Annotated in this window: 23 protein-coding genes and 1 pseudogene; 7 read left to right on the forward strand and 17 right to left on the reverse strand. The window is 66.5% G+C overall.

Annotated elements, in window-relative coordinates; translation table 11 throughout:
* The first annotated feature begins 76 nt into the window (after nucleotides 1–76).
* Entirely contained in the window at nucleotides 77–742 is a 666-nt protein-coding gene (locus AC5P5R_RS03230; protein ID WP_005409805.1) for a TraX family protein, read from the forward strand.
* Between the two features lie 157 nt (nucleotides 743–899).
* Here AC5P5R_RS03230 and AC5P5R_RS03235 read toward each other — a convergent pair whose 3' ends face one another.
* Complete coding sequence (locus AC5P5R_RS03235) at nucleotides 900–3,092, reverse strand: TonB-dependent receptor (RefSeq protein WP_012480377.1); 2,193 nt, start codon at nucleotides 3,090–3,092, stop codon at nucleotides 900–902.
* Between the two features lie 259 nt (nucleotides 3,093–3,351).
* Between AC5P5R_RS03235 and AC5P5R_RS03240 the strand changes: the two genes are divergently transcribed.
* Both AC5P5R_RS03240 and AC5P5R_RS03245 read left to right on the forward strand, forming a co-directional pair.
* Entirely contained in the window at nucleotides 3,352–3,936 is a 585-nt protein-coding gene (locus AC5P5R_RS03240; protein ID WP_044570285.1) for a TetR/AcrR family transcriptional regulator, read from the forward strand.
* A gap of 104 nt (nucleotides 3,937–4,040) precedes the next feature.
* Entirely contained in the window at nucleotides 4,041–5,129 is a 1,089-nt protein-coding gene (locus AC5P5R_RS03245; RefSeq protein ID WP_012480375.1) for a DNA glycosylase AlkZ-like family protein, read from the forward strand.
* A 96-nt stretch (nucleotides 5,130–5,225) separates the two neighbouring features.
* Here the strand turns inward: AC5P5R_RS03245 and AC5P5R_RS03250 are convergent, their stop codons facing one another.
* From AC5P5R_RS03250 to AC5P5R_RS03265, 4 genes are all read right to left on the reverse strand, one after another.
* Nucleotides 5,226–6,152: an ABC transporter six-transmembrane domain-containing protein gene (locus AC5P5R_RS03250; RefSeq protein ID WP_012480374.1), complete on the reverse strand. Its 927-nt coding sequence runs from the start codon at nucleotides 6,150–6,152 to the stop codon at nucleotides 5,226–5,228.
* A gap of 155 nt (nucleotides 6,153–6,307) precedes the next feature.
* Nucleotides 6,308–7,384, reverse strand: coding sequence for an ATP-binding protein (locus tag AC5P5R_RS03255; RefSeq protein ID WP_164281495.1), 1,077 nt, complete (start codon nucleotides 7,382–7,384; stop codon nucleotides 6,308–6,310).
* A 4-nt stretch (nucleotides 7,385–7,388) separates the two neighbouring features.
* Entirely contained in the window at nucleotides 7,389–8,105 is a 717-nt protein-coding gene (locus AC5P5R_RS03260; protein WP_032963270.1) for a response regulator, read from the reverse strand.
* Nucleotides 8,106–8,152: 47 nt separating this feature from the next.
* On the reverse strand, nucleotides 8,153–8,617 hold the full coding sequence (locus AC5P5R_RS03265; protein WP_049395962.1) for a hypothetical protein: 465 nt from the start codon (nucleotides 8,615–8,617) through the stop codon (nucleotides 8,153–8,155).
* A 329-nt stretch (nucleotides 8,618–8,946) separates the two neighbouring features.
* On the opposite strand from AC5P5R_RS03265, the gene AC5P5R_RS03270 reads away from it, so the two are divergent.
* Nucleotides 8,947–10,128, forward strand: coding sequence for an efflux RND transporter periplasmic adaptor subunit (locus tag AC5P5R_RS03270; protein WP_043033373.1), 1,182 nt, complete (start codon nucleotides 8,947–8,949; stop codon nucleotides 10,126–10,128).
* A gap of 2 nt (nucleotides 10,129–10,130) precedes the next feature.
* Nucleotides 10,131–12,074 (forward strand): MacB family efflux pump subunit, encoded by a 1,944-nt coding sequence (locus tag AC5P5R_RS03275; RefSeq protein WP_164281494.1) that lies wholly within the window; start codon nucleotides 10,131–10,133, stop codon nucleotides 12,072–12,074.
* Nucleotides 12,075–12,190: 116 nt separating this feature from the next.
* On the opposite strand, the gene AC5P5R_RS03280 is transcribed toward AC5P5R_RS03275, so the two are convergent.
* From AC5P5R_RS03280 to AC5P5R_RS03290, 3 genes are all read right to left on the reverse strand, one after another.
* A complete protein-coding gene (locus AC5P5R_RS03280; RefSeq protein ID WP_049395964.1) occupies nucleotides 12,191–12,784 on the reverse strand; it encodes a mechanosensitive ion channel domain-containing protein in 594 nt (197 codons plus the stop codon).
* A gap of 5 nt (nucleotides 12,785–12,789) precedes the next feature.
* Nucleotides 12,790–13,656, reverse strand: a complete 867-nt coding sequence (locus AC5P5R_RS03285; RefSeq protein WP_012480369.1) for a glucose 1-dehydrogenase — start codon at nucleotides 13,654–13,656, stop codon at nucleotides 12,790–12,792.
* Between the two features lie 100 nt (nucleotides 13,657–13,756).
* Nucleotides 13,757–14,140, reverse strand: coding sequence for a sensory rhodopsin transducer (locus tag AC5P5R_RS03290; RefSeq protein ID WP_005409793.1), 384 nt, complete (start codon nucleotides 14,138–14,140; stop codon nucleotides 13,757–13,759).
* Between the two features lie 59 nt (nucleotides 14,141–14,199).
* Between AC5P5R_RS03290 and AC5P5R_RS03295 the strand changes: the two genes are divergently transcribed.
* Entirely contained in the window at nucleotides 14,200–15,186 is a 987-nt protein-coding gene (locus AC5P5R_RS03295) for a TIGR03885 family FMN-dependent LLM class oxidoreductase (RefSeq protein ID WP_100438580.1), read from the forward strand.
* On the opposite strand, the gene AC5P5R_RS03300 is transcribed toward AC5P5R_RS03295, so the two are convergent.
* Nucleotides 15,156–16,742 carry an alpha-amylase family glycosyl hydrolase gene (locus tag AC5P5R_RS03300; RefSeq protein ID WP_012480367.1) on the reverse strand — a complete coding sequence of 529 codons (1,587 nt, stop codon included), beginning with the start codon at nucleotides 16,740–16,742 and terminating at the stop codon, nucleotides 15,156–15,158. The genes AC5P5R_RS03295 and AC5P5R_RS03300 overlap by 31 nt on opposite strands.
* A gap of 161 nt (nucleotides 16,743–16,903) precedes the next feature.
* Between AC5P5R_RS03300 and xth the strand changes: the two are divergent.
* Nucleotides 16,904–17,695: pseudogene (gene xth / locus AC5P5R_RS03305) on the forward strand (exodeoxyribonuclease III).
* Here xth and AC5P5R_RS03310 read toward each other — a convergent pair.
* From AC5P5R_RS03310 to AC5P5R_RS03345, 8 genes are all read right to left on the reverse strand, one after another.
* Complete coding sequence (locus AC5P5R_RS03310; RefSeq protein WP_005413551.1) at nucleotides 17,696–19,414, reverse strand: sensor domain-containing diguanylate cyclase; 1,719 nt, start codon at nucleotides 19,412–19,414, stop codon at nucleotides 17,696–17,698. It lies immediately after the preceding pseudogene.
* 120 nt (nucleotides 19,415–19,534) lie between these two features.
* A complete protein-coding gene (locus AC5P5R_RS03315) occupies nucleotides 19,535–19,729 on the reverse strand; it encodes a hypothetical protein (RefSeq protein WP_044570268.1) in 195 nt (64 codons plus the stop codon).
* Complete coding sequence (locus AC5P5R_RS03320) at nucleotides 19,729–20,364, reverse strand: DNA-3-methyladenine glycosylase (RefSeq protein WP_329751224.1); 636 nt, start codon at nucleotides 20,362–20,364, stop codon at nucleotides 19,729–19,731. Before AC5P5R_RS03320 ends, AC5P5R_RS03315 begins: the two co-directional genes overlap by 1 nt.
* A 72-nt stretch (nucleotides 20,365–20,436) precedes the next feature.
* The gene (locus AC5P5R_RS03325; RefSeq protein ID WP_088436535.1) at nucleotides 20,437–21,396 is read right to left on the reverse strand and encodes a cation diffusion facilitator family transporter; all 960 of its coding nucleotides are present in this window, start codon (nucleotides 21,394–21,396) and stop codon (nucleotides 20,437–20,439) included.
* Between the two features lie 69 nt (nucleotides 21,397–21,465).
* Nucleotides 21,466–22,050: an AprI/Inh family metalloprotease inhibitor gene (locus tag AC5P5R_RS03330; RefSeq protein ID WP_044570265.1), complete on the reverse strand. Its 585-nt coding sequence runs from the start codon at nucleotides 22,048–22,050 to the stop codon at nucleotides 21,466–21,468.
* 212 nt (nucleotides 22,051–22,262) lie between these two features.
* Nucleotides 22,263–22,520, reverse strand: coding sequence for a hypothetical protein (locus tag AC5P5R_RS03335; RefSeq protein ID WP_005409784.1), 258 nt, complete (start codon nucleotides 22,518–22,520; stop codon nucleotides 22,263–22,265).
* Nucleotides 22,517–23,869, reverse strand: a complete 1,353-nt coding sequence (locus AC5P5R_RS03340; protein ID WP_012480360.1) for a membrane protein — start codon at nucleotides 23,867–23,869, stop codon at nucleotides 22,517–22,519. Before AC5P5R_RS03340 ends, AC5P5R_RS03335 begins: the two co-directional genes overlap by 4 nt.
* Before the next feature lie 20 nt (nucleotides 23,870–23,889).
* Nucleotides 23,890–25,029, reverse strand: coding sequence for an SPFH domain-containing protein (locus AC5P5R_RS03345; RefSeq protein ID WP_164281493.1), 1,140 nt, complete (start codon nucleotides 25,027–25,029; stop codon nucleotides 23,890–23,892).
* Nucleotides 25,030–25,248: the final 219 nt, after the last annotated feature.

The raw sequence follows: 25,248 nt of genomic DNA on the forward strand, positions 1-25,248 counted from the left end.
CGCCACCTGCGGCTTGCAGCGGTGGCCTCCTGCGCGGCGCTGGAAATGCGCTGGCCGATGCGCATAAGCTTCCGCGATGCAAGCGACCACGACCGGGACGTCCACGTTCAACCTCACCCTCGGCAGCGGCGCGCGCGAGCTGCTGAAGTGGATCGCGCTGCTGGCCATGACCGGCGACCACGTGGCCAAGGTGGTCTTCGGGGGCTACGTGCCGGTGGTCAGCGAACTGGGGCGTATCGCCTTCCCGCTGTTCGCGCTGGTGATGGCCTGCAACCTGGCCCAGCCGGGCGCCGACCTGCGCAAATCGATCCGCCGGCTGGCGCTATGGGGGCTGATTGCGCAGCCATTGCACGCACTGGCGTTCGGTTCCTGGCTGCCGCTCAACATCCTGCTCACCTTCACCTTGGCAGTGGTGGCCGTGCATGCGTTTGCGAACAATCGGCCTGTGCTGCTGTTGCTGGCTGCCGGCGTGCTGCCGATGTTCGTGGACTACCAGTGGGCCGGTGTTGGCGCTGTGCTGCTGGCCTGGATCGCGTTCCGGCATCGGGCGTGGTGGCTGTTGCTGGTTGGGCTTGCAGCGGTGTGCGGGGTCAACCACAACGGCTGGGCACTGCTGGCTGTTCCGGTGGTCGTGCTGGCGACGCGGGTGCCGTGGCGACTGCCGCGCTGGCGCTGGGTGTTCTATGGGTACTACGTGGGGCATCTGGCGGTGCTGGCGGTGGTGGCGCGCGTGCTTTCGTGATCAGTGCGTGCGTGGTCGTGCCTTGTGTCGGTAGATCCACGCCAGGCGTGGATGCGTTTGGCGGATCACCATGGAACCCAGCCAGGCATGGCCTGGCTCTACAGTTTCCGGCAGATCCACGCCATGCGTGGATCCCGTTGACAGTTTGTCGCCCGGCTCAGAAGTCCATCGTCGCAGAGAGCAACACCGTCCTCGGTGCACCCAGCGCCAGGCTTGAAAGCAACGGCATGCCCCAGTACGCCTTGTTGGTCACGTTGTTCACGCTGGCGCGCAGCGCAAGCGGTCGACCCGCCACGGTGGTGCTGTAGCGCGCCCCGACATCGAACAACGTACGCCCCGGCACCGACAGACTATTGTCGGCACTGATGTACTGCTTCGACATCGCCGTGGCATTGCCGGTCAAGGTGAGGCCCTGCAAGGTCGGCACATCCCATTCCATGCCCAGCTTGGCCTGCCGCTGCGCCACGGCGGTGGCTATGCGTCCTTCATTCACGCCGCCGGCCGTGCGGGTCAGCTTCGGCTGCACATAGGCCACGCCACCGAGCAGGCGCACGCCGTCCATCGGTGCGCCGAAGAAGCCCCATTCCACCCCGCGGTTACGTTGTTCGCTACCAAGCGAGAAGATGTTCGTGATCGGATCGGTGTAGCTGCTCGGTCGCTTGATCTCGTACACGCTGAAGGTGTGCGCGAAGCTGCCCAGGTCCAGCTTCAGGCCCAGCTCCTTCTGCTTGGTGCGGAACGGTGCGAACACATCGCCGGCGTTGGCTGCGGTCATCGGCGCGGTAGCACCCTGGCTGAGGCCTTCGACGTAGTTGGTGTAGAGGGAGAGCGTGTCGGTGGCCTTCACCAGCAATGCAGCCGCAGGGGTGGTCGCGCTCTTGTCGTAGCGCGAGGTGCGCGCACTGGTAGCGACGCTGAAGGTCTCGCTGACCACCTGCTGGCGACGCACACCCAGCGTCAACTGCACGCGGTCATCGGAGAAGGACAGGGTGTTGGCGAAGCCGAGGCTGTCCAGCGTCAGCTCGGTATGCGAGATGTGCGGTGCCATGAACGGCGCGGCCGGTCCCCACACCGGGTTGTACAGATTGGTGGTCCAGTCCCAGCCGGGTACGCTGCGCCGGCCGTAGTCGTTCTGGGTGTGCTGGTAGTGGGTCACGTTGGCGGCCCACTGGTGGCCGACGCTGCCGGTGTGGAAGGAACCGCGCAGGCCGGCATCTCCGGACTGCTTCTTGATGTCGAAGGCGAGCTGGCCGATCACCGTGGTGAAGTCGCCAGCCGGATTGAGGATCTGCGCGCTGATCGAACCGTTGTAGCGGTAGTCGGTCTTGCTGGTGCCGTAGGCCAGATAGGCCATCAGGCTATCGTTGATATCCAGTTCGCCGCGCAGCATTGCGCCCTTGTCCTGGCTGTCCACGTAGGCCCAGTCCGGGTTGATCAGCGTATCGCCACGCGGCGGCCGCGGAATGGCCACGCCCGGTGCCAGGCCGACGCCACGTGCCGGGCCGTCCACGCGATCGTCGGCGCTGTACAGATCGGCCGACAGCCGCGCACGTTCGCCGCGCCAGTCCAGTGCCAGCGAACCGAGCTGTACCTTCTTGCGCTGCTTGCCGACGGCGCCGTCACCATCACGGTAGGCAAAGTTGAAGCGGATGCCGAACTGCTTGTCGGCACCGAGGCGGCGACCCATATCCACATGGGTGCCGAACTGCGCGTCGGAGGCGAAGTTGGCACTGACCCGCAGCAATGGCAGCTCACCCGCACGCTTGGGCACCAGGTTGACGCTGCCACCGACCGAGCCGCCCGGCGGCATGCCGTTGAGCAGCGCAGACGGTCCCTTCAGCACCTCGATGCGCTCGAACATTTCCGGCGAGGTGCGGTAGTAGGGCGCCATGCCGCTGAGGCCATTGAACGTGGTGTCGCTGGTGTTGGAGGCAAAGCCTCGGATCGCGTAGTTCTCGCTCCACGCACCGGTGACGCCGTTGCTGAACACCGTAGGGTCGGTGGCGGCGATGACGTCGGTCAGGTCCTTGGCCTGGCGATCACGGATGAAGGACTCGGTGTAGCTGACCGTACTGAACGGCGTGTCCATGAAGTCCTTGTCGCCGAGCAGGCCGACGCGGCTGCCGGCGGCCACTTGCCCGCCCGCATAGTCCGCAGTGACCCGGCGCTGTTCCTGCACCTGCACCGAGGGCAGGGTGGACGGTGCAGTGTCGGCCAGGGCGGCAAACGAGGCCAGCAGCCCTAACGCCAAGGCGGACACCCGATAACGCAGGTGCATGCCCGGCGGATGCATCAGGCCTGAGAATGCGGCAGCACGATGCTGTGCAGAAGTGAAGTTGTAAACGGTCATGCCAGAGTCCTGTGAATCGCAGGCGCGAGCGCGCCTGGCGCGCTGCCGACGGCAAGCACGGGGAGAGGGCGCAGCGCAGGGTTGTTGGCTGGGTGGGGACCTGGCGGGAGGTGAGCCATGGGCTCGATCACGGGCAGCGTGCTGGACGCCTTCCGAATTAGTTGAGTAAGTTAAACTAAATCAATCGAAGCGGACAAGAGGGTCCCTTTACTGGCACCCTCAGCAGGGTATGGACGCGCACCGTAAGAGCAGGCACCGTATGAGCACGCACCCCGATCCAACGGCGCCGAGCCGTGGCCGCCCGCCCACCATCACCCCGGAGCGCCTGGCCGACATCGGCATCCGTCTGGGCCTGCCCAACCTGACCATGGCCAACGTGGCCGCCGAACTGGCGGTGACCCAGGCAGCGCTGTACAAGCGCGTAGCCAACTTGGAGGCGTTGAAGCGCCTGGTGGCGGAGGCGGTGTTCCAGCGCTGGCAGATTCCTCGCGCGTCGGTCGACGCACCGGGTGGGCTGGAGGCCTACCTGATGGGGTTCGTGCAGTCACTGTGCGAAGTGGTGAAGGCGCATCCCGGGCTACCGCCCTACCTGCTGCGGCGCACGGTGGCGACCGCGCCGATGCTGGAAAAGATCGCATCGCACCAGGCGCACGTGGCCGAGGTGTTCGGCCTGCCGGTGGACAAGGCGCGCTGGCTGCTGGCCACGATCGCGTTCTACTGCATCGCCGGCGCCGACACGATCTACGCGATTGCGGACGACGAGGAGGGGCAGGTGATCACCGAGTTCAAGCAGGGCATGCGGGCGTTGGTGATCGGTTCGCTGGAGGTATCGCGGCTTCGGTAGATCCACGCCATGAGTGGATGATCGTGGCCGTTCACCATGACGCCAGCCAGGCATGGCCTGGCTCTACTGGACGGATCGCGTAGTGTCGAGAATACAATGCGGCTATGCCTGCCACGCCCACTCTCGATGATCTTCGCCGCTACGCGGTGGCGCGCACCCTGTTCAAGCCGACCACGCTGCTGACCGCGATCCGGCGGCTGGGCTTCGTGCAGGCCGACCCGATCCGGGCACCCGCTCGCGCGCAGGACCTGACCCTGCGCCACCGGGTGAAGGACTACCGCGCGGGCGATCTTGAGCGCCGCTACACGCGTCTGCCGGTGGAAGAGGATTGCCTGGTGAACTACGGCTTCCTGCCGCGCGAGCATCTGGCGCTGATGCACCCACGGGTTTCCAAGCGCGAGTGGGATGCCGAGACCCATCGCCGTGCGGCCGATGTGCTGGCCTTTGTGCGCGAGCGTGGCAGCGTGCACCCACGCGAGGTCGACCAGGCGTTCGCGCATGGGCGGGTGACCAACTACTGGGGCGGCACCAGCAATGCCAGTACCCATCTGCTGGACGGCATGCACTACCGCGGCCTGCTGCGCGTGCAACGGCGCGACAGCGGTACGCGCATCTACGCGGTGGCCGATCATGCCGAGCCCGATTCCAGCGAACAGGCGCAGATCGAACGTGCTGCCGCCCTGATCGATCTGGTGGTGCGCAAGTACGCACCGCTGCCTTCGGCCGGCCTGACCTATCTGGTGCGCCTGCTGGGCCATGGCGCTCCGCACCTGGCCGAGCAGACCCGCAAGGCATTGGCACTGGCCAAGCAGCAGCTGGCCAGCTGCACGTTGGAGGGCACCACCTGGTACTGGCCGGCGGACGAAAATCCGCGCTCGCGCCGCCATGCGCCGGACGAACAGGTGCGCCTGCTGGCGCCGTTCGATCCGGTGGTGTGGGACCGCCGCCGTTTCGAGTTGCTGTGGGATTGGGTGTACAAGTTCGAGGCGTACACGCCTGCACCGAAGCGCCAGTATGGCTACTACGCACTGCCGGTGTTGTGGCACGACCAGGTGGTGGGCTGGGCCAACCTGAGCATGCGCGAAGGTGAGTTGGTGTCGAACGTGGGCTATGCCGGCAAGTCGCTGGCCCGCGACAAGGTATTTCGTGGCGCGCTGGACGACGAGCTGCAGCGCATGGCGGAGTTCCTGTAGCGCCGAGCGGCGCATGGGTAGCCATCGCGCCCGGTAGTCGCCAACCTTGGTTGGCGCTGGCTTCCATCGGTGCCCACCAAGGTGGGCATCTACCGGTCAAGCGGCGTCCTTGTGGTCCGCATCGTCCATGCCGGGGCTGACTCGCCGGCCGATGTCCTTCAGCCGCGCGAGCTGATCCACCATCGACGGTGCATCGTCCAGGCTGCCGGCGAAAGTCCACAGATAGGTCATCACCGCATAGACGTGACCGGGGGTAACGCCATCGGTGGTGGCAAGGCGGCCGATGGTCAGTGCGAACAGGGCCGCTGCCGTCGCGCCGACGGCCAGCACGGCGCCGGCTTCGCGATCGGAGAGCAGGATGCGCAGGCGTGACAGCGTGGTGTAGTGACGGCGCAAAACCGAGGGACTGACCCGGTCCACCAGTCGGATTTCCTGTTCCAGGCGGTTGTTGAGGCGCCCATGCAACTGCTCGTTGCGACGCGCGAACGACGGCAGCAGCAGGAGAGCACCGAACAGCGCGAGGAGAGCGGCTCCACCGACCAGCGGTTCAATTGCGAGCAGCATGACCGCAGCGCCAAACATGGATACCAGTGCGGTGGCGATGATCGGCACGTGCTTTTCGAAGAAGTCGACGAACTCGCGGGCCAGAACGACGCGGGCCGCCGAAGTGGAGGTGGCCTGGCCCAAACGGCGCTGCGCCTGCACCACGTTCACTGCCAGATCGGCATAGATGCGGGTAAACGTCCGGGTATCGACCGCACGGCGGGCGGCACCGACCAACCAGAACAGCAGCACTACGCCGGCGTAGGAGATGGCATGGCCGATGTTGCCGCGGATGATGGCATCCACCGCGAAGCCGGCGAACAGCGGATAGGCCAGCAGCAGCGCGTTTTCCAGTGCCACCAGCGAGAACGTGCCGGTGAGCTGCCAGGGGTAGGTGCGCAGGATGGCCTTCAGGGTGGCGGCCGCATTCTGCTGGCCGATGCTGCCGGCGGCGGCCGCTGGATCGTGGGGGTGTTTCATGGAATGCCTGGGTGGGTCGGGGGTAGAGTCGACTGTTGGTCGACTGCTCTTTGCGAACTGCTGGAAGAACCCGCGCTTGCGCGCGCAAGTCGCCTGACAGTCGACTCTACCCAGGCAGTTCCGGCATTTCGGGCTTTCCAGGGCAGCGATGGCCCTCAACGACGCGCGTGCACCGGCCAGCGGATCTCGAACGCGCTACCACCGCGTTCGGTCGCCCTGCATCGCGCCGTTCCGTGACGGGCCACGGCAATCGCGCGCACCACCGCCAGGCCAAGCCCGGAGCCACCGCTCTGCCGTGAGCGCGACACATCGGTGCGCTGGAAGGCTTCGAAAATGCTGTCGCGCAGGTCGTCCGGCACACCGGGGCCACCATCCTCAACGGTCACGGTGCAATGGCCTTCGGCCAGCGTGACGCGAACCCGGAGGGGGCAGGGGATGGCATGGCGTCGTGCATTCTCCAGCAGCGCCAGCACCGCCTGGCGGATGCGTGCCGGATCGCAGTCGGCAAGCGACGGCCGTGCATCCAATGTCACCGAGAATCCACTCTCGGTCAGCGCCTCGGACATCGCTTCGACCACCGCCGCCACCTGCACGCTGACATCGCTGCGCTGCAGGCGCAGATCCAGGTGACCGCTTTCGGCAAGGCTCACCACGCGCAGGTCTTCGATGATGCGGGTCAGGCCCTCCAGCTGGGTGAGCATGCTGTTGAACTGCTCCGGCCCGGGCTCGAACACGCCTTCGGCGATGCCCTGCAGGCGGCCGCGCAGGATGGTCATCGGCGTGCGCAGTTCGTGCGCGATCGCTGCATTCCAGAACACGCGGTTCTCGGACATCCGGCTGAGCCGCTCGGCCATGGAGTTGAAGTCGCTGACCAGTGTGGCGGCCTCGGCCATCGAGGTGTCGCCGCCGCGCGCACGCGCCTCAAGATCACCGCTGGCGACGCGACGCAGGCTTTCGGCCACCGAGTTCAGCGGGGTGATGATGCGCCGGGTCAGGCGCGAGGCGATCAACGTGGCCAGTGCCACCACCACGGTGGCGGTCAGGCCGATCCACAGCCACTCCAGCCCTGACGGCATGATGGTTTCCGGCTCGTCATACCAGCGTGGATAGAACACCTCCATGAGGTAATAGAACAGGTAGAAACCGCTGATCGACAGTACGGTCGAGCACAGCGATGCGACCGTGATGGATAGCGTGATCTGGCGCCCGATGCTCTTGCCTTTGCGGTTCATCGGTTCAGTCCAGGAAGCGGTAGCCGACACCGCGGATGGTGGCGGGAATGCCGATGATGCCGACGTCCTCGAGCTTGCGGCGCAGCTTGCTGACGTGGCTGTCCACGGTGCGCTCCTGCGCATCGCCTTCCGGCAGGCAGGTCTGGAGAAGATCCAGCCGGCTGTGCACCATGCGCGGTGCGCGCGCCATGTGCACCAGCAGACGGAACTCGGTGAGTGTGAAATTCAAAGCATGCACGTGGTCATCGGTGCGCACGGTGACCTCATGGCTGCGCAGGTCGATCTCGAATGGCCCCTGCCGGATCAGCCCGTTGGGTTCTTCTGCCATGGGCTTCGCGCTACGGCGCAGCACCGCCTGGATGCGGGCGACGATCTCGGCCGGATTGAACGGCTTGGCCACATAGTCGTCGGCGCCGACGCGCAGGCCAGTGAGCTTGTCCACGTCCTGGTCCAGTGCGGTGAGCATGATCACCGGGGTGTTGCCGCGCCGGCGCAGCTCACTCAGGACCTGCCAGCCATCCAACTTCGGCATCTGCACGTCGAGCAGGACCAGGTCGGGGCGCAGCTGGCGGTGGCTGGCGAGGGCGGCTTCGCCATCGGCGGCGCGGGCGCTGCGCAACCCGGAGCGGGCCAGGTAGGCGCCGAGAATGTCAGCAATTTCGCCTTCATCCTCGGCAATCAGCACCAGGGGCGCCTGGTGCGTGCGTGCATCGGTCTTCATTGAACGCTGCAGTTTCCAGTGCGAGATGGGGAGTGCCGGCGGCGGTGTCATCGTGGCCGTTCCAGGGTCTGTGCTTCTTCGTGGGCGGCCCAGGCGAGGGTGGCCAGCACCAGCGTGTGCTGCAGGGCGGGCGCCAGCGTTGCGGTCCCGCGCAGGTGCTGTGCGAGCAGGGCCGATACGGCTGCAGGCAGCTTGCTCCACCGTGATTGCATGCCCGTTGCGTCCACCCGGTCCTGCAAGCGGCGGGCCATGCGGACCAGGGCCCACAGGCGCAGGGCAAGCAACGTCGCCACCAGGACCGCTGCTATCCCTGCAGGCATGAGACTCAGGCCAGCGCTGGAGGCGGACCAGGCCGCGAAGCCGATCAGCACCAGCGACGCCAGGGTGCCCGTGCGCGCCGAATGGGCGGGGCCTTCGCTGCGGAAGCACACAAGCGCGGCGGCACCGGCGCCCGCGAGCAGGGGCGGCGCCGGGTTCGCGCTGGCAAGCATCCAGGCGCTGGTCGACGCCATTACCAGTGCAAGCAGCCACGGCGAAGGCGCGCACCAGGCGAGGTAGGCGCGGCGGACATCGATGGGAGGCAGGTCAGGAAACGGGAGGGACACGGCGGGAACGCAGTCGGCGAGGCCGACAAGGCTAGGGGCCGTTGATGGAGACTTGGTCGAGATTGTGTCGAGATTTCATGGACGCGATCCGTGCCGTTCAGGAGCGGACGCCGTGCCTGAACGGATGTGCGGCCTCCATGCAATCTCCACAGTGGCTCCAAGAAACATCCACCACCACCTCCCAGACTGCGGCTTCTGCGGTCACATCCGGTGGCTGCGTGCATGCGAGCCTTCCGATGAACAACCGCAGGACCTGGATCATTGCCGCAATCGTTGCGCTTCTTGCAGGCGGCACCGGCTGGTGGCTGTTCGCCGAAAGTGATGATGCCGCGCTGATCACGGCCCCGGCAAGGGTGGCGGACCTGGAAAGGACCGTGCAGGCCGTTGGCCGGGTCAACCCCAAGGAACTGGTGGCGGTGGGTGCGCAGGTATCGGGCCAGGTCAAGCGCCTGCATGTGGTGTTGGGCCAGCGTGTGCACGCTGGTGATCTGATTGCCGAAGTGGATTCGCAGCCGCAGCGCATCGCCCTGCGCAGCGCCGAAGCGGCTGCCAATGCGCTGCGTGCCCAGCATGCCGCCAGCCTGGCGCGCTACGCCCAGGCCATCCGCGTGCATGAGCGCCAGTCGCAGCTGGTGGCGTCTCGGCTGGTCTCGCAGGAAGGTTTCGAGTCCGCGCGGGTGGCGCGCGAAGCGGCGCGCTCTGACGTCGCAGCGCTGCAGGCCCAGATCGAGCAGGCGCTGACCCAGGTGGAAACGGCGCGGATCAACCTGGGCTACACCCGCATCGTCTCACCTTCCGATGGCTACATCGTGGCCATCGTCACCAAGGCCGGGCAGACGCTGAACTCGATGCAGACCACGCCGACCATCGTAATGCTGGCACAGATGGACACGATGACGGTTCGCACCGAGATCGCGGAGGCCGACGTGGAGCTGATCGCGCCTGGCCAACCCCTGTGGTTCTCTACGCTGGGGCCGGGCGGACGCCGCTACGAATCGCATCTGCAGCAGCTTGAACCTGCGCCATCGTCGATTGCCGATGTGGCCACCGGCAACACGGGTGGATCGGCGCAGACGCCGAAGGCGGTGTACTACGCCGGGCTGTTTGACGTACCCAATCCAGGCCTGAAACTGAAGCCGTCGATGACGGTGAAGGTGACGATCCAGCTGGCGCGCGCCGCCAACGCGCTGCAGGTGCCGTTGACAGCAGTGTCCGAGAGCGATGACAAGGCGGGCAACCGCGCGACTGTACAGGTGATCGACGCCAAGGGCCGTGCCCGCGAGCGCGCGGTGACGACCGGCCTGCGCACAGCTACTGCGGTGCAGATCCTGTCCGGCCTCAAGGCAGGCGAGAACGTGGTGGTCGGGCAGGCGCCCAGTGGCGCGGAAGCCGAGCCCACCAGCCTGCTGGGGATGTGAGCATGGCCGACGCGCTGCTGGAACTGCATGGCGTATCGCGCGCCTACCGCTCGGCCGCCGGCGAGGTGGTGGTGTTGAAGGACGTGTCGCTGCGCATCGCGGCGGGCGAGTTCATCGCCATCATCGGCCCGTCCGGTTCGGGAAAATCCACGCTGATGAACATCCTGGGCTGCCTGGACCGGCCAACCGAAGGCAGCTACCGCGTGCACGGCGCCGCAACCGAGCAGATGTCGCCCGATGAACTGGCGCACCTGCGTCGCGATCATTTCGGCTTCATCTTCCAGCGCTACAACCTGATGGAGAACCTGAGCGCCACCGAGAACGTGGCCTTGCCCGCCGTCTATGCCGGGGTGGAGGCCGATGCGCGCACCACGCGTGCCCGCCTGCTGCTGGAAACGCTTGGCCTGGGCGAGCGCACCACGAACCGGCCCAGCCAGCTGTCCGGCGGCCAGCAGCAGCGCGTTTCCATTGCGCGTTCGCTGATGAACGGCGGCGCCATCGTGCTGGCCGACGAGCCGACCGGCGCGCTGGATCATGCCAGCGGCAGTCAGGTGATGGTCGAACTCAAGCGCCTGCATGGGCAGGGCCATACCGTGATCCTGGTGACCCATGATGCGGCGATTGCCGCGCACGCTTCACGCGTGATCGAGATCGCGGACGGCCGGGTCGTATCCGACCGTGGTACGGGTGATCCTGCGGTTGCACGCAAGGCCGTCGCGCCCGAGCGCAGCACGGAACCGGGCGCCGAGCGCCGCGCGCGCCTGGATGCGACCAGGGAAGCGGCACGGATGGCGGTACGTTCGATGCTGGCCCATCGCCTGCGCACCTTGCTGACCATGCTGGGCATCATCATCGGCGTGGCTGCGGTGGTGACCGTGGTCGCGTTGGGCAAGGGCGCACAGGCGCAGGTCGAGTCACAGATCAACGAACTGGGTGCCAGTACGCTGGAGATCTTCCCGGGTGCGGATTTCGGCGACCCGCGCTCGGCCGAGATCGAAACGCTGGTCGTGGACGATGCCGATCACCTGGCCGCATTGAGTTACGTAGACAGCGTAAGCCCCAACCTGAGCAGCTCGGTGGCCGCTCTGCAGGGCAACCGGCGCGCCAACACACAGGTGCTTGGCGTGGGCGCTGATCTACCCCGTGTGCGCGGGCTGCGCCTGAAGGCGGGCCGGTTCTTCACCGATGCCGAGGTGGAGGCGCATCGCGCGGTGGCCGTGCTCGACCAGAAGGCGGCCAAGGCACTGTTCAACGGCAATCCGATCGGCGGCACGGTACTGCTGGGCGGCATGCCGGTGGACGTGATCGGGGTGGTGGGTGCCAGTGCATTCGCAGGCGGCGCGACGCCCACGGTCTACGTGCCTTACACCTCGGCGGCCTCGCGCCTGCTTGGCAGCCAGCGGCTGGAGAGCATCACCGTACGCGTGCGCGATGACGTACCAACCCGTGCAGCTGAAGCCTCGCTGGGCGCAGAGCTGCAGCGGCTGCATGGGCGCCGCGATTTCTTCATCTACAACTCGGACCAGATCCGCAAGGCGGTGATGAAGTCCAGCCAGACCATGGCGGCGCTGGTCTCGGCGATTGCGGCGGTGGCGCTGGTGGTCGGTGGCGTGGGCGTGATGAACATCATGCTGGTGTCGGTGAAGGAGCGCGTGCGCGAGATCGGTGTGCGGCTGGCAGTGGGGGCCCGGCAGGGCGACATCCTGCGTCAGTTCCTGATCGAGGCCGTATTGATCTGCCTGTTCGGTGGGGTGCTGGGCGTGTTGTCCGCGTTGGGTGTGGGAGCCTTGTCCAGTCTGCTGTCACTGGGCGTGCCGTTCCAGTTCACGCCTGGGCCGGTGCTCGCCGCGCTGGCATGTTCGTCGGCAATCGGGCTCGGTTTCGGCTACTTCCCGGCCCGCAATGCCGCGCAGCTGGACCCGATCCAGGCATTGGCGGCGGAGTAGCGTCGTCCGCGGTGGCATCGTAGAGCCGGGCCCGCGCTCGGCTGCTCTCCATTCAGACCGCGATGCGCCCTGCGCCGCGCGCAGCGAGCCGAGCATGGGCTCGGCGCTACAGCGACTCAGCGCGCCTTGCCTTTGATCGGCACGCTTCCTGGCAGCTGCGCATAGCCGCTGTCACCCCAGTGGCGGGTAATGCGCTGGAAGAACAACGAGTTGGGCACGCGCAGCAGGCAACCGCGCGCGCCTTCGCCACGATCACTCAGCGTGGTGTAGATCAGGTTGATGTCCACCACCTGACCACACAGGCCCGGTTTGTCCACGCTTTCCAGCACTTCGATGGTGTCATTGATGCGGAATGGGCGCGTGGCGACGATCAGGAACGAACAGAACAGGTTGGACAACACGCTCCACGCGGCAAAGAACGCCACCGCGCCGACGGCCATGAACCCGGTCAGCGCGGTCCACAGCACCGAGCGCGAAACGCCCAACCGCTCCAGTATCAGCAGCGCGGCCGCCAGATACAGCAGCAAGGCACCGCCGCGACGCAGGCCGACATGAAGCTCTGGAGCCAGCCTGCCGCGCTGCCGGGCCTGCACCAGCAGCCACGCCAGCGCACGCACCATCACCCACGCGACGCCGAGGATGGCCAGCACCTCGGCCACCGGCACAACCACGGTCAGCCAGTCCTCGATCCAGGCAGGCAATCCGGTCATGGAGGCTACAGCGTCGCCGCGCCGCCAGAAATGGTCAGCAGTGCACCAGAGGTATAACTGGCGCTGTCCGAAGCCAGCATCACATAGGCCGATGCCAGTTCGGCTGGCTGGCCGGGGCGGCCGAACGGCGTCTGCGAGCCGAACTGCTCGACCTCCTCGGCGGCCATGCCTGCCGGAATGAACGGCGTCCAGATCGGGCCGGGCAGCACCGCATTGACGCGGATCTGGTGCTCGGCCAGCAGGCCCGCCAGCCCCAGCGTCAGGTTGGCCACCGCGCCCTTGGTTGCGGAGTACGGAAGGATGTTCGGGGTCGGTCGCTTGGAATTGACCGATGCGGTGTTGATGATCGCGCCGCCACCGCGCAGGTGCGGGACGCACAACCGGGTCAGATTGAACACGGCATGGACATTGGTATCGAACGTCCGCTTCCAGTCATCCAGGGTGATGTCGTCGAAGTGCTCGTAGTAGCGCTGGTAGGCCGCGTTGTTGACCAGGATGTCGAGACCGTCCAGCTCGCTGGCCACGCGGTCGACCAGCGAGCGCGCCTGTGCCGGGTCGCTGATGTCACACGGCACCAGTACGGCTTTGCGCCCGGCCTGTTCGATCTGCTGCTGCACATGGCGGGCATCGTCCTGCTCACCATCGAGGAACGCGATGGCAACGTCGGCGCCTTCGCGCGCAAAGGCGATGGCCACGGCTGCGCCGATGCCGCTGTCACCGCCGGTGATCAGTGCCTTTTTGCCCTGCAACAAGCCATGGCCGCGGTAGCTGTCTTCGCCGTGGTCCGGACGCGGTTGCATCTGCGCGGTCTTGCCGGGGAAGGATTGCTGTTGGGCGGGGAAGGGCGGGCGTGGGTAGTCGGGCAGGGCCATCGTCACTCTCCGGAAGGAAACCGGCGCCAGTCTCCCTCCATACGGGTAAACGGCCGGAGGGCGCGGTGTCGTTGCAGCGTGGACGCCTGCGCGGAGGACTTCACAACGGATGGGCGATCGTGGTCATGATGCTGTTGGCCGGTTGCCGTGAATCCAGCCGCGTGTGCTGCACGATGATCGGCTGGTCGGATTCAACGAGGGTGGCAAAGCCGGTGCCGCGCGGCACCGGCGCCGGATCCTGCAGGTCGTTGAAGCGCAGGTGACAGGTGCGTCGCGCCGGCACGGTGACCCTGTAGGGGCCCACCGGATCACGGTCTTCGAAGTAGAGGGTCAGCGTGACATGCGCGGGCTCGTCGCCGGCATTGAGTACGCAGCAGGTTTCGTGACTCTGCATCTCCGGTGACGGGCCGTTGCTCCAGGCTGGAATGTAGCCCTCGGCGATAGCCCAGCGTCGATGCCCGATGCAGGAAGCGTTCGTTTCCATGACGCGGTTTTAGCTGGAGGGGTGTTGCCATCGTGTCCAGTCCCCGCACGGAATCCGTGATGACCATCGGCTACCACGCATCGCATGAGCAGTTCCCGCCCGCCACCTTGCTGGGCCTGGCGCTGCGCGCCGAACAGGCGGGATTCGAGGCCGTGATGTGCTCGGACCATTTCCACCCATGGACGACTGCGCAAGGGCAGTCCGGCCACAGCTGGGTGTGGGCCGGTGCGCTGGCGGTGCAGAGCGCGTTGACCCTGGGCATGGTGACCTGCCCGATGCTGCGCCAGCACCCGGCATTGGTGGCACAGGCAGCGGCGACGCTGGAGCAGTTGGCGCCGGGCCGGATCTGGCTGGCGCTGGGTACCGGCGAGGCCCTGAACGAGCGCATCACCGGCCAGCCGTGGCCAGCCAAGCGGGAGCGGCAGAAGGCACTGCGCGATGCGGCCGAGGTGATGCGGCGGCTGTGGGGTGGCGAGCACGTCGACCACGACGGTGGCTTCCAGGTGCGCCAGGCACGGCTCTACAGTCGCCCGGCGCTTCCCCTGCCGCTGCTGGGTGCAGCGGTCACGGAGGAGACTGCACGTTGGATGGGGGGCTGGGCCGATGGCCTGATCACCATCAGCCAACCGCTGGCGCAGTTACAGCGTGTGGTGGCAGCGTTCGAGGCAGGCGGTGGCAGGGGCAAGCCGATGTACCTGCAGGCCAAGCTCTCCTACGCGCGCGCCGAACAGGCGGCGCTGGAAGGTGCGATGGAGCAGTGGAGTGCCAACGTGCTGTCGCCGGAACTGGCCGAAGGCCTGGACCAGCCCGAACAGTTCGAAGCACAGGCCCGATCGGTCAGCGCCGAGATGGTGCGCCAGCACGTGCATGTCTCGGCAGACCTGGGCCAGCATCGGGCCTGGCTGCAGGAGCTGCAGGGAATGGGGTTCGATCGCATCTACCTGCACAACGTGAACCGCGAGCAGGAACGCTTCATCGATGACTTCGCCGAACACGTGCTGCCCGCGCTGCGCACTCAGGCACCTTCGGCAGCCAGCCACGTATAGCCGTGGCCCTCCAGGTAACAGCGGCGACCCTGCAGCTTGGCGCCGTGGCCCACCAGCGTGTTCAGCGGACCGCGCAGGGGTACGTCCACCTCGACCGGCTCGTCGCCGAAGTTGATCAGTGCCAGTGCCTGATGGGGTGCCTCACCGTAGCGGAGCATCAGCAGCGCAGGTGAGGGCGGGTCGAGCGTGTGAGGACCCTGCTGCAGCGCGGGATGTGCATTGCGCTGCTGCAGCAGCTCGCGCACCCGCAGCAGCAGTGAACCTGGCGTCGCGCGTTGCGCCTCGACGTTCACCGTGCGGTAACCGTAGGGGCCGTCTGCCGGTGGCGCGCGCCAGGCATGCCGCGGTTCTTCGGTGAACCCAGCCCCTGGGCCGTTATGCCAGTGCATCGGCATGCGCACGGCATTGCGCTCGGGCAGTTCCAGGCAATCACCGAGGCCGATCTCTTCGCCATAGCGGATCACCGGCACCTGGCCCAGCGACAGCAGCGCCGCCCAGGCCATGGCCTGCCATGCGATGTCGCCCTCCAGCATCGGTGCCAGCCGGCGGCGGATGCCACGGCCATAGATGCGCATGCCACGCTCAGGGGCGAAGCGTTCCATCACCGCTTCGCGCTCATCCGGCTCCAACTGCTCAAGGTCCAGTTCATCATTGTTGCGCAGCCAGGCAATGCGTGTGTCCGGCGGCGCGTGCGGGCCGTACTCGGCCATGACCCGCGCCACTTCGCTGGCATCGCCACGTGCCAGTGCGAGGAAGAAATGATTGTTGAGGTGGAAATCCAGCAGGTGCGAAAGCCGCCGCCCGTGGCACAGGAAGTCACCGTAGTGGGACGCGCGGACATCCGCTTCGCCGATCAGTGGCAGCCCTGGTTGCTGCGCGTCTGCCGTGGCGCGCATCGCCTCCAGCAGCCACAGCCCACCGTCGCGCGGGTCGGCGTGGCGGGCGCGCTTGACCATGTACGGAACGGCGTCCACGCGGAAGCCGGCCACGCCGCGCTGCAGCCAGAACGTCATTACCCGCAGCAGTTCCTCGCGTACCGGCGCATGGGCCAGGTCGAGGTCTGGCTCGTGCCGGTAGAACATGTGCCGGTTGAACGCGCCGGCCTCGGCATCCCATGTCCAGACAGCGGTCTCGATCGGCGGGAACATCGGCTGCAGGCCGTCGTCAGGCATGTGGTCGCTCCACAGGTACCAGCGGCGCCAGGCCGGGTCGCCCTGCTGTGCGGCGACGAACCACTGGTGCGCGCTGGCGGTGTGCTGCATCACCAGTTCGACGATGATGCCGATGCCGCGCAGGTCGGCCGCATCGACCAGGCGCTGGAAGGCGGTCTCGTCGCCCAGGCGTGGATCGATGCGGTAGTGATCGGTGACATCGTAGCCGCCATCACGGCCGGCGTTGCAGTAGAACGGCAGCAGCCACACATGGCTGATGCCGAGCCACTGCAGGTAGTCCAGCTTTTCGGTGATGCCATCCAGGGTGCCCCAGCCGCGGCCTTGGCTGTCGCGGAACAGATACGGGTCGACCTGGTAGATCGCGCGCAGCGGACGCACCGCCATGGGGCTTCTCCGGCACTGTTCACGGGTGACCAGCCTGCTGTGCGCCGTGGCAGCGGTTCGTGAACCGAATGGCACCGCATCATGACGTGGCATCCACGGCCCGTGCATGCCCGGGCGCGCAGAGTGAATGCTCGTCCCGCTGCGCCGAGGAACCTTTATCCATGCCCCGCCGCAAAACGCTTCGTATTGCGACGTTCAACGTCAACGGCATCGGCACGCGCCTGCCGCAGCTGCTGGACTGGCTGCACAGGGAATCGCCGGACGTGGTTGCCCTGCAGGAACTGAAGGCGACCGACGCCGCGTTTCCCGCTGCGGCATTGGAACAGGCCGGCTAAGGTGCACTCTGGCAGGGTGAGGCGCGCTGGAACGGCGTGGCGCTGCTGGCCCGGGGCACCATGCCGGTCGAGAGCCGCCGCCGATTGCCGGGCGAACCCAAGGATACGCAGAGTCGCTACCTGGAGGCGGCGGTGCACGGCGTCATCGTGGGTGCCCTCTACCTGCCCAACGGCAACCCGCAGCCCGGACCCAAGTTCGACTACAAGCTGCGCTGGATGGAACGCCTGATCCGGCATGCACGCAGCCTGGTCGAGCTGCCGCACCCGGCGCTGCTGCTGGGTGATTTCAACGTGATTCCCACAGACGCCGATGTCTATGATCCCAAGGCCTGGCGGCGCGATGCGCTGTTCCAGCCCGAGGTTCGCGATGCCTTCGAGCGGCTGCTCGCGCAGGGCTGGACCGATGCGCTGCGGAAGGTGCACGGCGACGCCACGATCTATACCTTCTGGGACTATTTCCGCCAGCATGCCGAGCGCGACCGTGGGCTGCGCATCGATCATCTGCTGTTGAATCCCGTACTGGCGGAACGACTGAAGGATGCGGGCGTCGACCGTTGGGTGCGGCTGCAGGAAAAGGCCAGCGACCACGCACCGGCTTGGGTGACGGTGCGTGCGTGATCAACGCGCGGCAGGGTCTTCGCGTCGCTCCCGACGCACGCGCGCGCGGGTTCGGTACAGGCGGCTGTCCGCCTTCTGGATGGTGTCGGCCACGGGCTCACCGGCCGTGTTGATGGCCGCGCCCATCGAGAACGCGCTGGGCGAAAGCGCGGCGTGGTCCTGGTACCAGTGCTCGAGTTCGCTTAGGCGGCCATTCGCTGGCGCGACCAGCACTACCATGAACTCGTCGCCACCCAGCCGTACCACGGTCTCGTCCTTGCCCAGCGGCGAGCGCAGGAAGGTGGCGAACTCGACCAGCACGGCATCGCCACGGCGGTGGCCCTGGGTGTCGTTGATGTGCTTGAAATGGTCCAGATCGAACATCACGCAGGCCCAGCGCTCGTCAATCAGTTCATCCAGCCGGTGCAGGTAACGCCGGTTGTAGCACTGCGTGAGCGGATCCTTGAAGGACATGTCGCGCAGCTGCTGCTCCTGCATCCTCAGCGCGGTGACGTCCTGTGCATGCCCCAGCACGTAGGGCGGGCTGGCTTCGTTGTCGAGCACGTTGTGGTACGCCCAGTAGTGGCGCGTACCATCGGCGGCAATCAGCTCGATCACGCCAGCGTCGGTGTGGTTTGCCTGGATCCGGGCGAGGTAGGCCCTGAAGCCTTCGCGTTTTTCCGGCGGCATCAAGTCACACAGGCTGCGCCCGATCATCTGGCTTTCCTCGAAGCCCAGTGACTGCACCGCCGCCGGATTCACCGAGGTCAATGTGCCGTCCAGCGTGTGGGTGCAGATCAGGCCCAGGCTGTAGTGGAACAGCCGACGGTAGCGGGTTTCGCTCGCTTCCAGCGCGTCCAGCGCGGCTCGTTCGTCCGTGATGTCCTGGATTGCCCCGACCAGGCGCGGATGGCCGTCGACCTGTTGCCGGCTGCCGACCACCCGGGTCCAGATCGCGCGCCCGTCGGCCGTGGTCATCGGCAGCTGTACTTCCCAGGATGTTCCCTCGTCGATGCAGCGCTGTACCGCCGCCTGGATGATATTGCGGCTGTCCTCGCGATAGAACGAGAGTGCGGTCTCCAACGTGGGCGTGAAGTTGCTGCGTACGCCATGCAACTGCTTGGTTTCCCGTGTCCAGCGCACCTCGTTGGTCAGCAGGTCCATCTCCCAGCCGCCTACCCGTGCGGCACGGTTGGTACGCTCCAGGAAGTCCTCACTGCGTTTCAGCTCGCGATGCAGCGCCTTGGCCTGGCCAACCTGCGCCATGAGGGTGCTGCGCTGTTCCAGCACCTGGGTAGTGACCCGAGCCAGATGCACCATCAGTTCACGCTGGGAGGGTGACAGCACACCGGGCATCGGGTCGAGCAGGCACAGCGTGCCGATGCGTGCGCCGTGCGTCGACCCCAGGGGAATGCCGGCGTAGTGGCGGATGCGCGGCCCACCGGTGACCAGCGGATTGGTGGAAAAGCGTGGGTCCTGGCGCGCATCGGGAATCTCGAACAACTCGTCCTGGCGTATGGCATGGGTGCAGAAGGAGATCTCGCGGGCGGTCTCGCTGACGCCCTCCAGGCCGATGTTGGCCTTGAACCATTGGCGGTCTTCGGCCACCACGGTGATCAGGCCCATGGTCAGGCCGGTCGCGGCGCGGGCCGCGGCAACGATGGCATCGAACACCGGCTCCGGTGGCGTATCCAACAGGTGCAGTCGTTCGATTTCGAGCAGTCGTTCGGCTTCGTCCATGGCGCTTTTCAGGGCTGGGTGGCGAGGGCGGTTGCGGCGGCTGGCTGGCGCTACGCTAGTGTGCGCGCCGTTATGTATCGCCACGGCGGGGTGATGCCGATGTGAGGTGGGCGCGCCGGCTCAGTGCCGTTGGAGCGAGGCCTGCAAGGCGGTGGCCAGTGCAGCGTCTCCGGATACCAGATCCTGCCAGCGCAGTGTGATGCCCTTGCGTCGCCCCTTCTCAACCAGCTTGAGGCCCTCAGGGGCCACGGTGAGAGTGTAGGGTTGGCCGTCGATGTGCAGTTCGCGGCGCAGTGGCTTGTCGAGCGGGGTCATCATCGTTTCCTCGCTGGGGCGGAAGCGCGACGTGGCTGGATCGATACGTGACGATGATGACGGATGTGCCAACGCCAGGGGAAATCAACAGCGCGGGTGATGCCGATGCGGGGCCCGACCACTGGATCCTCCGGCGGCGACACGCCGTCGCTGGCGATGACAATGCCGTGGTTGCCGGTCACCAGATCAGCGCCGTCGAAGCTGCGGTCCAGCCCGAAGGCCTGCGAGAGCTTGCCGGGCCCGCTGGCCAGATCGTGGTCGCGGCGCGCGGCGGGACGCAGTTCGCGCATGCGCTCCAGGCCCACCAGCGGCTCGATGGCCCGCAGCAGCACCGCCACGCCTTCACCCACTTCGCCGCAGACAACGTTGCTGCCCCAGTGCATGCCGTAAGTGAAGTAGACATACAGGTGGCCGGCCTCGCCGAACATGCTGGCCGTGCGCGGCGTCTGCCCGCGATAGGAGTGTGCGGCCGGATCGACACTGCCCGCGTAGGCTTCGACTTCAACGATGCGACCGGCCCGGCCATCGTCACGGACCAGGAGTTTGTTGAGCAGCTCGGGCGCAACCTCGACGGGCGGGCGCCGGTAGAAGCTGCGGGGGAGGATCTGAAGAGAGGCGGGCAACCAATCCGGCACGGTAGAGGCAGGCTCGGGAAAACGGTGATGGCACTGTGGCACCAGACAGGTGAAACGGGCGCAGACGCAGTGTCATTCCTGCGCAGGCGGAACGGCCAGTGCCGCGCGGCGGGAGGCATAGACCTCGGGTGTCTGCGGCTTGATGAACAGTGCCACCAGTTCCGGATACTCGCGCTTCACGGCTGATTCGATGCGGGTGATGCACGCCTCGATCTGCGGTGTCTTCCGGTCATCCTCGAACTCGGCGCTGAGCATGGCCACGACCTGTTCGGGGCCCATCTGCATGGTGGTCACGCCATTTGCGCGGCGCAGGTCGGGATCGGTTTCCGCCACGGCCATGATCCGCTCGGCCACGGCCGGGTGGGCCGGCTCACCCACCAGCAGTCCCTTGGTTTCGCGTGCGAGAAGAAAGGCGGTGGCGGCAAGCACGCCGGCGATGCACAGCGACGCCACACCATCAAGCACCGGCATGTCCAGGGCCTGGGCGGCCACGAGCCCGATCAGTGCGAAACCCAGGCCGAGCAGGGCCGCGCTATCCTCCAGCAGCACGGTGAAGGTGGACGGATCCTTGCTGCGACGGAAGGCTTCGAAGTAGCCCAGTTTGCCCTTGGTACGCCGGAACTCCCGTAGCGCGACCCACCATGAAGCCCCCTCGAACAGGATGGAGATGCCCAGCACGCTGTAGCTCAACGCGTGGTTGGTGGCCGGCTCCGGCCGGCGGATGTGCTGGATGCCCTCGTAGGCCGACACACCGGCGCCGGCGGCGAACACCAGCAGGGCGACGATGAAGCTCCAGAAGTACAGCTCGCGGCCGTAGCCGAACGGATGCACGGGGTCTGGCGCCTTGCCGGCGCGGCGCAGGCCGTACAAGAGCAGGAGTTCATTCAATGTGTCGACCAGCGAATGCACGCCCTCACTGAGCATGGCCGAGCTGCCGGAGATGCCGGCAGCAATGAACTTGGCGATGGCGATGGCCAGGTTGCCCGCGAGGGCGGCGTAGATGACCAGACGGGAACCGGTGGGAGCGGACATTTCGGCGGCGGGGTGAGGCGGATCCCTGATCTTCCTGATCAGCGCGTGCCTACTGTGTGCACGGTGCGATCAGCGCCCCTTGGGATTGAGGTACAAACGCGCCCCATCCGATTCACGGTAGCCCGTCCAGCGCCCACCGCCTGACGCGCGGAAGCGCCCGAACACGGTGTTGCTGGTGTCGGTGAGCAGCAGCTGATTGCCCGACAGTACCCAACGGTTGGCCGAGAAGAAGCCATCCGGGCAGCCGGCGGGCACGTAGGCACTGTAGCCGCCGAACCACTCGATGTTCTTCAGCTCGATGGAGCAGGTGTTGCCGTTCTCCTGGCCCAGCGTCCAGCTGCCGAACAGATCGCTGTCGCGCACATCGCGGCCGCCACGGTGGCGGTCGTGGCCCGAGTCGTCGTTGTCGTCGTGGAAACCGAAGCCCACGTCGATCTCTTTGCTTTCGCTGCGTGACTCGGACTGCGAGCTGCCGCTGGTGGTGGTCTGGGTGGTCACCGCGCCACTGCTCTGGGTCTGGGTGCTGCTGGATTGCGTGGTCTGGTCGGTGTGGGTGGTCTGTTCGCCGAAGCCGAACGAGGCGTCCTGGGCAAGGGCGGGCAGGGCCAGGAAGTACAACGCCGGCAGGCAGCTACGGGCAAGCAGGGCAGCCATCGCAGGATCCTCGGAAGGGTGGATCGCGCGAGTATCGAACCGGTGGGGTGGGAGACGGTGTGAGGGCGCGCCCTGAGGCAAGCCAGCCAGGAACAGGTGCTGTCCGCTGAAGGGTAGTGCCGGCCGCTGGCCGGCTCCCCTTTTGACGCCCAGAGACCGAAGGAATGCCGGCCAGCGGCCGGGCACTTCCCGCAGCCAGGCATGGCCTGGCGCTACGGGTCGGGCTTCACCCTCACCACCCGTTTCCGGTACTCGTACACGTTGTCACCGCGGATGCGCTTTTCCTCGGTGCCGGTGACCCGGCCCACCTGCTGGTCCGAACCGGTCACGGGCTGTGCCTCGATTTCGGTCTCGTGCTCGAAGGAATGCGATTTGTCGGTGTTGCGGTAATAGCGGTACAGCGCCCAGTACAGCGCGGTTGCGCCGGCTGGACCTGCCGCCAACAGCCAGAGGCCACTGTCGTCGCTCATGTCGATGCCACCAGGAAGGCAATTGCGAGGGCTTCAATGACGGTGCCAGTGGCCAGTGCCGCCAGCAGCATCTTCCATTGCTGCACGGGCACACTGCCCATGGTTTCGCCTGTACGGCCATTGACTGCGATGTAGTGCAGCATGCCGCCGTTCTTTCCGGGCTGGTGGTAGGAGTACAACCAGACCGGCAGGTACATCGACACCCAGCGGGTGCCATGCACCTCCAGCTGTTCCTGCTCCCAGCGCACGCCACGGTTGTAGCGCTTCACCGAACCTTCCACCTGTGCGCGGGCAATCGACAGCAGCTGGTCTTCCAGCCGCGGCCGCAGCTTTTCCACATCCAGGTTGCGCTTCTCCGAAGTGAAGCCGGCCAGGTACGAGGCGTTCCACTTCACCGCGTTCTTGGTATCGAACGGCAGGATGGTGTTGATGATGTTGTTGGTGTTGGCGCGGATATCAAGATTCCCGCGCTCGGCCGAGGATTCCAGCGGCAGGTCATCAACGGTGAAATCGACCTGGCGTTCGACCTGGTAGACATCGGCGTCGTAGAGGGTGCGCTTGTTCTTCTCGCTGCCCACCGTGTACTCGCGCGTCTTGATCTCGCCCTTGCCGGCCACGGCCGCGCTGACATTGCTGTCGACGATCATGTAGGGGAGGAACACGCCCACCACGTTTTCCGGGGTGAACTGGTCCTTGAACGCTTTCAGCGCGAACATGCGGCGCTTGTCGACGAACTGGCGGATGCGCGCGACCGCGTCGTCCTTCTTGATATGGAAGGGCAGCACTGCATCAGGTACCGCGCCATTGCTGATCTGTTCGTTGACGCCGAATACGTGGCGGCACCAGTGGCAGCGCGCCGTCATCGTGCTTTCGGTATTGACCGTGACTTCGGCGCCGCAGCCGGTGCACTTGAAAGTCATCAACGCCGAGGTGTCGGCATCGATGTCGCGTGCGCCGGACGCGATGACGGTGCCGCGCAGCTGGTCGATGGCTTCGCCCAGCCCGAATTCCTCCTCGACCCGCGCGCCATGCCATTCGTGACGGCAGTACAGGCAGACGAGGATGTCGGTGCCGGCCTTGGGCCGGATGTCGGTGGCGCCGCACTTCGGGCAGCGGTTGAGGCCGTCCTTCAGCTCGCTGGCCGAGGTATCGATGGCCACGGGATCGGGCGCTTCCACTTCATCGCGGATGGCCTGCGGCAGCTTCGAGGTGTCCAGCGGGAAGCTGCCGGGCAGGGGAGGGACGTCCTGCGGCGAACCGGGCCCATCCAACGACGCCGCCGGCAGGGGCGGCGGCGTCGCGGGCGCGGATCCGGGCAGCGGCGGTGGGCCGTTTCGGGGATCGGACATGTCGGTTGTGCGTCCTGCTGTTACAGGCCCAGTGCCTTGGCCTTGAGCGCGTCGTAATCGCTCTGGGTGATCAAGCCCAGGTCCAGCATTTCCTTGGCCTTCTTCAGCTTGGCGACCGGATCGTCGGCAGCCGGGGTGGCCGGCTGCTGCATGCCGCCGACACCGAACATGCCCGAGGCCATGCCGACACCGACCAGGCCCGCCGCACCGCCGTTCTCGCCGGCCGACTGGATGCCCTGGGCGACGCTGGCCTGCAGGTTGGAATTGCCGCGCGAACCGGACAGCGCATCGGCGCGCTGCACGGTCTTCAGCAGTTCGCGGGTGTTGGCGTCGTACTCGATCGAGACGATGGCGGTCTTGACGATGGCCAGGCCGCGGTCGGACTTCCACTGGTAACCCTGCTCGACGGCGGCCGACAGGCTCTGCGCGAAGCCCAGCGAGTCCTGCTGCAGCTTGGTGATGCGGTTGCCCTTGCCCGGATCGTTGGTATACAGGCTGAAGGCCGGGGCCAGCGAACCGACCACTTCATTGAACAGCTGGCTGGCAGCGGCGTTGTCCAGATCGGTGAAGTCGAACACCTGGCCCGGCCGCAGGTAGCTGGCCGGTACGAAATTCTTCACGAACAGGATCGGGTCGACGATCTTCAGCGTGTACGAGCCGCGGGTGATCGCACCGACCTGGGTATTGAGGAAACCGTCGTCCCAGTAGATTTCCGACTGGGTGCCGAAGCGGTTGTCCGGCAGTTCCTTCAGCGAGACGAAGTAGGCCGCCTGCTGCGCGCCCGGCTGGCCGCCGAACTTGAAGCGTTCCCAGCTCTGCTTGATGAAGGTGCTGACCAGGCCGTCGCCGGCGAAGATCGACTGCGAGTTCAGGTCGTCCGAACGCCATTCGTAGCCACCCGGTTCGGCGACGAATGCGGTGATCGCGCCGTCCTGGAACAGCAGCAGGCCGTAGCCTTCCGGCACGATGATCTTCGAGCCGTTGGTGATGATGTTGGACGAGCCGCTGGTGTTGGAGCCGCGGCCGGCATTGGTGCCCTGCGGCACCGCCGCGAACAGGGCGGCCGTGGACGGCAGGCCCGCCGGCACGGTGTAGAAGTCCTGCCACTGGTCGGCCAGCACACCGCCAACCGCACCCTTCACCGCCTGTACCAGACCCATGTCCAACTCCCTGTGATTCGAGGGCAGGCACCATGCCTGCCGAGCTGGACTGAATATAGCAGCGGGCAGGGACCGCTGTGGTGCCGGAAGATGAATGGGCGCCACGGGGCCCCGGTAATAGTCCGGACGTTGATTCCGCCGCCGACTCCGGGCCTAATCGGAGGAGGGGCAATGACGTCCCAGCCGACGCTGTGTCGGGCCTGGCCAAGGAGGGTGCAG

Source organism: Stenotrophomonas sp. YJH_SMC_19, from assembly GCF_059367915.1.

Bases quoted from the DNA above. Each gene is read 5' to 3' on its own strand.
- AC5P5R_RS03330 (WP_044570265.1), bottom strand. From the start codon at position 22,050: ATGGCTGCCCTGCTTGCCCGTAGCTGCCTGCCGGCGTTGTACTTCCTG.
- AC5P5R_RS03290 (WP_005409793.1), bottom strand. From the start codon at position 14,140: ATGGAAACGAACGCTTCCTGCATCGGGCATCGACGCTGGGCTATCGCC.
- AC5P5R_RS03325 (WP_088436535.1), bottom strand. From the start codon at position 21,396: ATGTCCGCTCCCACCGGTTCCCGTCTGGTCATCTACGCCGCCCTCGCG.
- AC5P5R_RS03275 (WP_164281494.1), top strand. From the start codon at position 10,131: ATGGCCGACGCGCTGCTGGAACTGCATGGCGTATCGCGCGCCTACCGC.
- AC5P5R_RS03260 (WP_032963270.1), bottom strand. From the start codon at position 8,105: ATGAAGACCGATGCACGCACGCACCAGGCGCCCCTGGTGCTGATTGCC.
- AC5P5R_RS03265 (WP_049395962.1), bottom strand. From the start codon at position 8,617: ATGGCGTCGACCAGCGCCTGGATGCTTGCCAGCGCGAACCCGGCGCCG.
- AC5P5R_RS03285 (WP_012480369.1), bottom strand. From the start codon at position 13,656: ATGGCCCTGCCCGACTACCCACGCCCGCCCTTCCCCGCCCAACAGCAA.
- AC5P5R_RS03255 (WP_164281495.1), bottom strand. From the start codon at position 7,384: ATGAACCGCAAAGGCAAGAGCATCGGGCGCCAGATCACGCTATCCATC.
- AC5P5R_RS03340 (WP_012480360.1), bottom strand. From the start codon at position 23,869: ATGTCCGATCCCCGAAACGGCCCACCGCCGCTGCCCGGATCCGCGCCC.
- AC5P5R_RS03250 (WP_012480374.1), bottom strand. From the start codon at position 6,152: ATGAAACACCCCCACGATCCAGCGGCCGCCGCCGGCAGCATCGGCCAG.
- AC5P5R_RS03300 (WP_012480367.1), bottom strand. From the start codon at position 16,742: ATGGCGGTGCGTCCGCTGCGCGCGATCTACCAGGTCGACCCGTATCTG.
- AC5P5R_RS03345 (WP_164281493.1), bottom strand. From the start codon at position 25,029: ATGGGTCTGGTACAGGCGGTGAAGGGTGCGGTTGGCGGTGTGCTGGCC.
- AC5P5R_RS03270 (WP_043033373.1), top strand. From the start codon at position 8,947: ATGAACAACCGCAGGACCTGGATCATTGCCGCAATCGTTGCGCTTCTT.
- AC5P5R_RS03245 (WP_012480375.1), top strand. From the start codon at position 4,041: ATGCCTGCCACGCCCACTCTCGATGATCTTCGCCGCTACGCGGTGGCG.
- AC5P5R_RS03315 (WP_044570268.1), bottom strand. From the start codon at position 19,729: ATGACCCCGCTCGACAAGCCACTGCGCCGCGAACTGCACATCGACGGC.
- AC5P5R_RS03295 (WP_100438580.1), top strand. From the start codon at position 14,200: ATGACCATCGGCTACCACGCATCGCATGAGCAGTTCCCGCCCGCCACC.
- AC5P5R_RS03280 (WP_049395964.1), bottom strand. From the start codon at position 12,784: ATGACCGGATTGCCTGCCTGGATCGAGGACTGGCTGACCGTGGTTGTG.
- AC5P5R_RS03235 (WP_012480377.1), bottom strand. From the start codon at position 3,092: ATGACCGTTTACAACTTCACTTCTGCACAGCATCGTGCTGCCGCATTC.
- AC5P5R_RS03335 (WP_005409784.1), bottom strand. From the start codon at position 22,520: ATGAGCGACGACAGTGGCCTCTGGCTGTTGGCGGCAGGTCCAGCCGGC.
- AC5P5R_RS03230 (WP_005409805.1), top strand. From the start codon at position 77: ATGCAAGCGACCACGACCGGGACGTCCACGTTCAACCTCACCCTCGGC.
- AC5P5R_RS03240 (WP_044570285.1), top strand. From the start codon at position 3,352: ATGAGCACGCACCCCGATCCAACGGCGCCGAGCCGTGGCCGCCCGCCC.
- AC5P5R_RS03310 (WP_005413551.1), bottom strand. From the start codon at position 19,414: ATGGACGAAGCCGAACGACTGCTCGAAATCGAACGACTGCACCTGTTG.